This window comes from Candidatus Methylomirabilota bacterium, assembly GCA_027293415.1.
In the GTDB taxonomy this organism is placed as follows: domain Bacteria; phylum Methylomirabilota; class Methylomirabilia; order Methylomirabilales; family CSP1-5; genus CSP1-5.
Window position 1 is genome coordinate 1 of record JAPUFX010000045.1, and the last position, 6,401, is coordinate 6,401.

The window sequence follows — 6,401 nt, forward strand, 5'->3', positions numbered from 1 at the left end:
CGCATCCTCCCAGGTTCCTGCTCGAAGAGATGAAGGTCCTCGTCAAGCGGTGCCGTAAAGGGATGGTGCATGGCCTGGTACCGCCCCTCCTCCAGATTCCACTCAAAGAGGGGGAAGTCTGTGACCCAGCAAGCCTCGAAACGATCCGGGTCTACCAGACCCAGCTTGTATCCAAGCTTGGCCCGAAGCCGCCCGAGCGCCTCGGCCACCACAGCTGGCGAATCGGCCAAGAGTAAAAGCGCATCTCCTTGCTCGGTACCAAAACTTTCCGCCAGTGTCCTCAAGGTTTCCTGATCGAGAAACTTATCTGCTGGCGAGGTAAGGCCGTCTGTGCCCATCTTAAAGAACGTGAGTCCCCTGGCCCCGAAGGTTTTGACAAACTCGATAAGCTCGTCCATGACCTTGCGGGTGAGTCCCTTGGCCAAGCCCGGCACACGGATTCCTTTCACGTGGCCCCCTGATTGCACCGCCTCGGCGAACGGTTTGAAGGCCGAACCGCGAAACAACTCGGTGGAATCAGTCAGTTCCATGCCAAACCGCAAGTCAGGATTATCGAGGCCGAACCGGTTGATCGATTCCAAGTAGGTCAGTCTGCGGAACGGGGTGGTCAGTGTCACCCCCCTCACCTCGCGGAAGAGCTCCACCACGAGTCCTTCCATGGCAGTCAGCACTTCGTCCCGGTCCACGAAAGACATCTCCACATCAATTTGTGTAAACTCTGGTTGGCGATCGGCCCGGAGGTCTTCGTCTCGGAAGCACTTCACAATCTGGAAGTATCGTCCAAAACCGGCAACCATAAGAATCTGCTTAAAAATCTGAGGGGATTGCGGAAGCGCAAAGAACTGGCCAGGGTAGATGCGAGACGGAACCAAGTAGTCCCTGGCCCCCTCGGGAGTACTCCGCGTAAGGACCGGCGTCTCGACCTCTATAAACCCCTGAGAGTCCAGGTACAGGCGGACAATCTGGTAGGCGCGGTGCCGTATTCGGAGATTCCGCTGAAGGGTGGGACGCCGAAGATCCAAGTACCGGTAGGTAAGGCGCAGATCTTCGGAGACGTCGGGACCCTCCTCAATTGGGAACACAGGGGTGAGGGCTTCGCTCACTATCTTCCCGTAAGATACACGAACTTCAACTCTGCCTGTCTTCAAATCTGGGTTCTCAGTTCCCGGCGGTCTAAGCTGAACTCGCCCACGAACCTTCAAAACAAACTCCCGCCTTGCGCTTCTGGCTTCTGAGTGTGCGACCCCCCAGTCCTCCGCTTGATCAAAAACAAGTTGAACGAGGCCCTCCCGGTCGCGAAGATCTATGAAAATCAGGCCACCATGATCCCTTCGCCTATGTACCCACCCGAACAGATCGATCTCGGCCCCAACATCCGCCGTTGACACATCCCCACAATAGCAACGCCAGCGAAGGATTTGTTCCCTATAAAGCTTGCCTGTTTCTAACTCGCTAGTGTCGCGAGCTTTTAGCTCGAGGCTGCGAATCTCTTCTGGGATTTGAAAAGTCGCATACAACTTATCGGTATCGCTTTCAGATGGCTCCGCACGCTTGTCTACTGATGTATCTAGCAATAACTCTTGTTGGGAATTAATCAGAGTCTCGTCAACTGAGGAACTAATGCGAGTGGACTCACCAGGAGTGTTGGGAGTGTTGTCGGATGTGTATTCTTTAGTGTCGGGGGGGGCTGAATTCCGGTCCATACCACCACTCAGAGATCACGGAGCTTTCTTCTTCATGGACGGCTGCACTTGTGCAGTAACGACATTCGATGAAGTAACATTGTAAATAGGGTCACCCTCATTTGTATACGCGTCTAAGCGAGTGATCTTTGCTACGACGGTCTTTATCTTCAGCATGGTCCCATCTTCCAATCTGTACTCGTTCCAGCTTTCACGTAGAGGCTCAAAATCAAGCTCTTCTGCTGGTACTTCTCGACCCTGCCATATTATCTTGGTTTTAAATCCCATCCTCGCCTCCTTAAACGTCTTGGGTTGCGCAATAAACCTTGCGTTCAGAGCTAAGAATGCATTATTCGTGCCCCTAAGTCCACCCTATTCAAGCCTTCAAGCAGCTTGCTTCATTCCAGTGGGAACTTCGCGAGCTAAAACCCCTGTTTCGGAGAGTGAGTCAACTCAATAAGTACCATTCTGTGTGGAGGCTCGTCAGCGGTTGTACCTGCACGCCTTCCCTCAAGACTCCTGCCTCACCAGCCGTTCTACCACCTCCCGCAGGGGAACCTGCTCTTGGTCCCCCTTGGCCATGTCTTTCAGCGTAGCCAGGCCAGTCTTGAGCTCCTCGTCACCCAGGATAAGCGTGTAGCGGTACCGCTCTTTGTGGGCGAAACGCATCTGGCTTTTCAGGGAACGCCCCTCCAGGTCCAGACTGGCCCGAACGCCCTGCCGTCGCAGCCCCTGGACGATCTGCAGGGCCAGCTGAGATGCTTCCTTCCCCAGGGTCGCCGCGAAGACGCCTCTCCACACCTCCCCCTGTTCCTCTTTCGGGAGGGAAATCAGAAGCCGCTCCATGCCGATGGCAAAGCCGATCCCGGGCATCGGGGGACCTCCCATCTCGTCCACCAGCCTGTCATACCTCCCCCCGCCGGCGATGGCATTCTGCGCGCCCAGCGCTGGGTTCACAAACTCAAAGGCAGTTCGGGTGTAATAGTCGAGGCCTCGGACCAAGTGCTCGTTCACGCTGTAGTTAATCTTGAGAAGCCCTAAGAGCTCTTGGAGCCGATGGAAGTGAGTCTTACAATCCTTACACAGCGATTCGAGCGGGGAGGGGGCTTGAGCGACAAGCCTCCGGCATCCTTCCTCCTTACAGTCTAGGATGCGAAGCGGGTTCCGCTCCAAACGTACGCGGCAATCGGGACACAGCTCCTCCTTCTTGCCCTGCACATAGCGGGTGAACTGTTCCCGGAAGACCGGACGACAGGCTTCATCGCCGATACTGTTGACATCCAGTTTCCACCCGCCGACCCCCAAGGTATCGAAGAGGTGACAGAGTAAGTCGAGCACCTCGGCGTCGAGAGCAGGATCCTCGACCCCAATCGCCTCAGCCCCGATCTGATGGAATTGTCGGAACCGGCCCGCCTGAGGACGTTCGTGGCGGAACATCGGACCAATGTAGTAGACCTTATAGAGCCCCCCCCTGGTCAAAAGATGGTGTTCGAGACAAGCCCGGATCACAGGAGCAGTCCCCTCGGGACGCAGTGTGAGGCTTTCCTTTCCTCTGTCCTGGAAGGTATACATCTGCTTTTCGACGATGTCGGTCCCCTCTCCGATCCCCCGGACAAAAAGCTCGGTCCGTTCAAAGATGGGGGTCCGAATTTCCTGGTAGCTATAGTCTTGCAGGATCCGCCGGGCCTCGGCCTCGACTCGCTGCCAGCGACCGACCTCACCCGGCAGAATATCCGGAGCACCCCGGACTCCTTTGAATATGGGCTTCATCTCACTCATCCAACGTCCTAGTGCCCCTCCAACTAACTCCTCCTAAGCACCCCAGGGTTCCGCCAGCCCGGATTATTCACATAGAAGTGAATAATCTGCCCTCCGGGCTTCGACTCCGCCCCGCGTTTGCGGGACGTCGCTCAGGGCTAGCCTTGCGTCCCGCCGCAGCGGCGGGACGCATTATTCACGAAGACACTCCGTTCGTGAATAATCCGGGCTAGCTGCCTGGGAAAACTCAGCCAGTGACGGCGCCCTCGGAAGCCGAGGAGACGAGGCGGGCATACTTCGCCATCACCCCCCTCGTAAACAGTAACTTAGGCGGTTTCCACTTTGCCAGCCGTCGCTTGATCTCGGCGGCAGAGAGCTCTACATCGAGGTGACGCCGCTTGACATCGATAACGATGACGTCGCCATTCTTGATCGCCGCGATCGGGCCCTTGACCGCGGCCTCGGGAGCCACGTGCCCCACCATGAAGCCGTACGTCGCACCTGAGAACCGGCCGTCGGTCATCAGGGCCACTGATTCCTTGAGACCCGCACCGACGATCGCACCAGTCACCCCGAGCATCTCTCGCATCCCCGGCCCTCCCCTCGGTCCTTCATAGCGGATCACGACGACGTCGCCCCGTTTGATGCGGCCCTCTTTGACTGCCTTAAAGGCATCTTCCTCGCGCTCAAAGACCTTCGCCGGGCCCCGGTGGACCATCCGCTCGTGCCCTGCGAGCTTGATAATACACCCGTCCGGTGCGAGATTTCCTCTGAGGACAGCCATACCGCCGGTTGGCTTCAACGGATAATCGTGAGGGCGAATGACCTCTTGACCCGGACTTTCCCGGGCTGCACGCGCTTCTTCGCCGATGGTGCGTCCGGATACCGTCATCGCATCTGTGTGGAGGAGCCCGGCATCCATCAGACGCCGGGCCACCAGCGCCATCCCGCCAGCCTGGTACATCTCGGGGGCAGTGAATCGCCCCCAGGGTTTGAGGTCAGCGAGTACCGGGGTTTTGCGTGAGATCTTGTCAAAATCATCGATGGAGAGGCGAACGCCCGCCTCCCGGGCCAACGCTAGCAGGTGTAACACTGCATTAGTGGAACCGCCGGTGGCCATGACGCCCGCAATGGCATTCTCCATCGCCTTCCTCGTGATCACTTGCCTCGGGGTAATGTCCCTCCGAAGTAGATCCATCACCAGCCTGCCGCACTCAAAAGCAACCTCTTCCTTTTGGAGATGCATAGCGGGGACATCGCCGAAGCCCATCGGACAGATGCCGAGCATCTCGAAGGCGGTGGCCATCGTGTTCGCGGTAAATTGCCCACCGCAGGCCCCCGGACCGGGACAGGCGCAGTTCTCGATGGCGCGCAATTCTTCGGCCGAGATCCTCCCAGCATTGTAGGCACCGACCGCTTCAAACACGTCCTGAATGGTAAGGTGGCGGCCCTCATATTCGCCGTACATGATCGAGCCGCCATAGAACATCAGACCCGGGACATTGATCCGCGCGAGGGCCATCACTGTGCCGGGGATCGTTTTATCGCAACCGGACAGGGCAACCACGGCATCGAAGAGGTTGCCGCGGGAGACGAGCTCGATGGAGTCGGCAATCACCTCGCGGCTGATCAGGGACGTCTTCATCCCCTGGGTGCCCATGGTGATTCCGTCAGAGATGGAGACCGTGTTGAACTCTAGGGGCGTCCCGCCGGCCGCACGGATCCCTTCCTTCACTTTCTCCCCAAGATGACGGAGGTGATAGTTGCAGGGCCCAATCTCGATCCACGTGTTGGCCACGCCGACCAGCGGCCGCTCCAGATCTTTGTCCTTCAACCCGATCGCCTTAAACATCGCCCGCGCTGGCGCCCGATCAGGCCCCTCGGTGATGACTCGGCTCTGATATTTCGGCTGTAAGGCCATGACACACTCCTCTCCGGTTTCCTTGCTGTGGCTCACTAAAGAGATGATCGATGAAACGGAAAGATCGCGCAAGCGGCGGTAGTATAGCCGATCGCGGGGAACTGGTAAAGCATGGGAAGCCGGGACGCGGTATCACAGGTGTAGGTAGCCACGACCCGTCCCCATCTCCATCTTCGGGGCCAGAAGGTGATGCTGGACACGGATCGGGCTGAGCTCTACGGCGTAAGCGTGGGGAGACTGAACGAAGCGGTGAAGCGTAACCGGGGTCGTTTTCCAGATGATTTCATGTTTCAGTTGACGAACGAGAGTGGGCGGACTTGAAATCGCAAATCGCGATATCACGTTGAGGTGGGCGCAAGCCCGACCCCAAACCTTCCGGTCGATCACGCCACAGTTTTCCAGTTCATCTCCAGGCGCTTCCCAGTGGCCGCACAGTCCCGAAGGTATAGGTTGATGAGCGTCTGATACGGGATCCCACACTCCTCCGAGATCGACTTGAAGTACTTTATCGTCTGCTCGTCGAGTCGAATGGTCACCTGCCGCTTGAGGCGGCTCGCGTACGGGTTCCGCCGTGCCTTCGAAAAGTCGTATTCTTTCTTCATGCTTGCCACCTTTGATTGTAGATGTCCCGTTCCCTGCGGGTCGCCTTGCGTGCGGAGATGATCCGGATCACCCCCTGGTCCTCGCGGTAGGCATGAGCCACCACAAGAATACACAGCTTCGCACTGAGCCCAAGAAGGATGAACCGGTCTTCCGCGGTTGAGTGCTCGGGGTCGTCGATCAACAACGCGTGCTCGTCCGCGAAGACCGTCTCGGCCTCGGCAAACGACACTCGGTGCTTCCGCCTGTTCTGCGCGTCCTTCTTGGGATCCCATTCGAACCGCAGATCAGGTATACCTACACAATAACTACGAAGTAGGGTCCTGTCAACACATCTCTTTTGGGCGCATAACGGACGAAGCCCATCGGAGGCACAGCTTCGTGCACCGTCCGCTGCAGCGCTTTATTAAGGTGGCATTGTGCAGCGAAGAGGAGGGAAG

At 57.7% G+C, this 6,401-nt stretch carries 7 protein-coding genes; 1 reads left to right on the plus strand and 6 read right to left on the minus strand.

Annotated elements, in window-relative coordinates:
• From aspS to ilvD, 4 genes are all read right to left on the minus strand, one after another.
• Positions 1 to 1,388, minus strand: a 1,388-nt coding sequence (gene aspS, locus O6929_03170; GenBank protein MCZ6479397.1) for an aspartate--tRNA ligase, incomplete at its 3' end; no start/stop codon positions are given.
• A 330-nt stretch (positions 1,389 to 1,718) separates the two neighbouring features.
• Positions 1,719 to 1,970, minus strand: coding sequence for a hypothetical protein (locus O6929_03175; GenBank protein ID MCZ6479398.1), 252 nt, complete (start codon positions 1,968 to 1,970; stop codon positions 1,719 to 1,721).
• Positions 1,971 to 2,192: 222 nt separating this feature from the next.
• Positions 2,193 to 3,452 (minus strand): histidine--tRNA ligase, encoded by a 1,260-nt coding sequence (gene hisS / locus O6929_03180; protein ID MCZ6479399.1) that lies wholly within the window; start codon positions 3,450 to 3,452, stop codon positions 2,193 to 2,195.
• 235 nt (positions 3,453 to 3,687) lie between these two features.
• Positions 3,688 to 5,361 carry a dihydroxy-acid dehydratase gene (gene ilvD, locus O6929_03185; protein MCZ6479400.1) on the minus strand — a complete coding sequence of 558 codons (1,674 nt, stop codon included), beginning with the start codon at positions 5,359 to 5,361 and terminating at the stop codon, positions 3,688 to 3,690.
• 189 nt (positions 5,362 to 5,550) lie between these two features.
• On the opposite strand from ilvD, the gene O6929_03190 reads away from it, so the two are divergent.
• A complete protein-coding gene (locus tag O6929_03190) occupies positions 5,551 to 5,682 on the plus strand; it encodes an ORF6N domain-containing protein (protein MCZ6479401.1) in 132 nt (43 codons plus the stop codon).
• A 62-nt stretch (positions 5,683 to 5,744) separates the two neighbouring features.
• Here the strand turns inward: O6929_03190 and O6929_03195 are convergent, their stop codons facing one another.
• Positions 5,745 to 5,963, minus strand: a complete 219-nt coding sequence (locus tag O6929_03195) for a BrnA antitoxin family protein (protein MCZ6479402.1) — start codon at positions 5,961 to 5,963, stop codon at positions 5,745 to 5,747.
• Positions 5,960 to 6,256, minus strand: a complete 297-nt coding sequence (locus O6929_03200; protein MCZ6479403.1) for a BrnT family toxin — start codon at positions 6,254 to 6,256, stop codon at positions 5,960 to 5,962. Before O6929_03200 ends, O6929_03195 begins: the two co-directional genes overlap by 4 nt.
• Positions 6,257 to 6,401 lie beyond the last annotated feature (145 nt).

What these genes read in the sequence shown, in the direction of transcription:
- hisS (MCZ6479399.1), bottom strand. Translation starts at nt 3,452, where the DNA reads ATGAAGCCCATATTCAAAGGAGTCCGGGGTGCTCCGGATATTCTGCCG.
- O6929_03195 (MCZ6479402.1), bottom strand. Translation starts at nt 5,963, where the DNA reads ATGAAGAAAGAATACGACTTTTCGAAGGCACGGCGGAACCCGTACGCG.
- O6929_03175 (MCZ6479398.1), bottom strand. Translation starts at nt 1,970, where the DNA reads ATGGGATTTAAAACCAAGATAATATGGCAGGGTCGAGAAGTACCAGCA.
- O6929_03190 (MCZ6479401.1), top strand. Translation starts at nt 5,551, where the DNA reads ATGCTGGACACGGATCGGGCTGAGCTCTACGGCGTAAGCGTGGGGAGA.
- ilvD (MCZ6479400.1), bottom strand. Translation starts at nt 5,361, where the DNA reads ATGGCCTTACAGCCGAAATATCAGAGCCGAGTCATCACCGAGGGGCCT.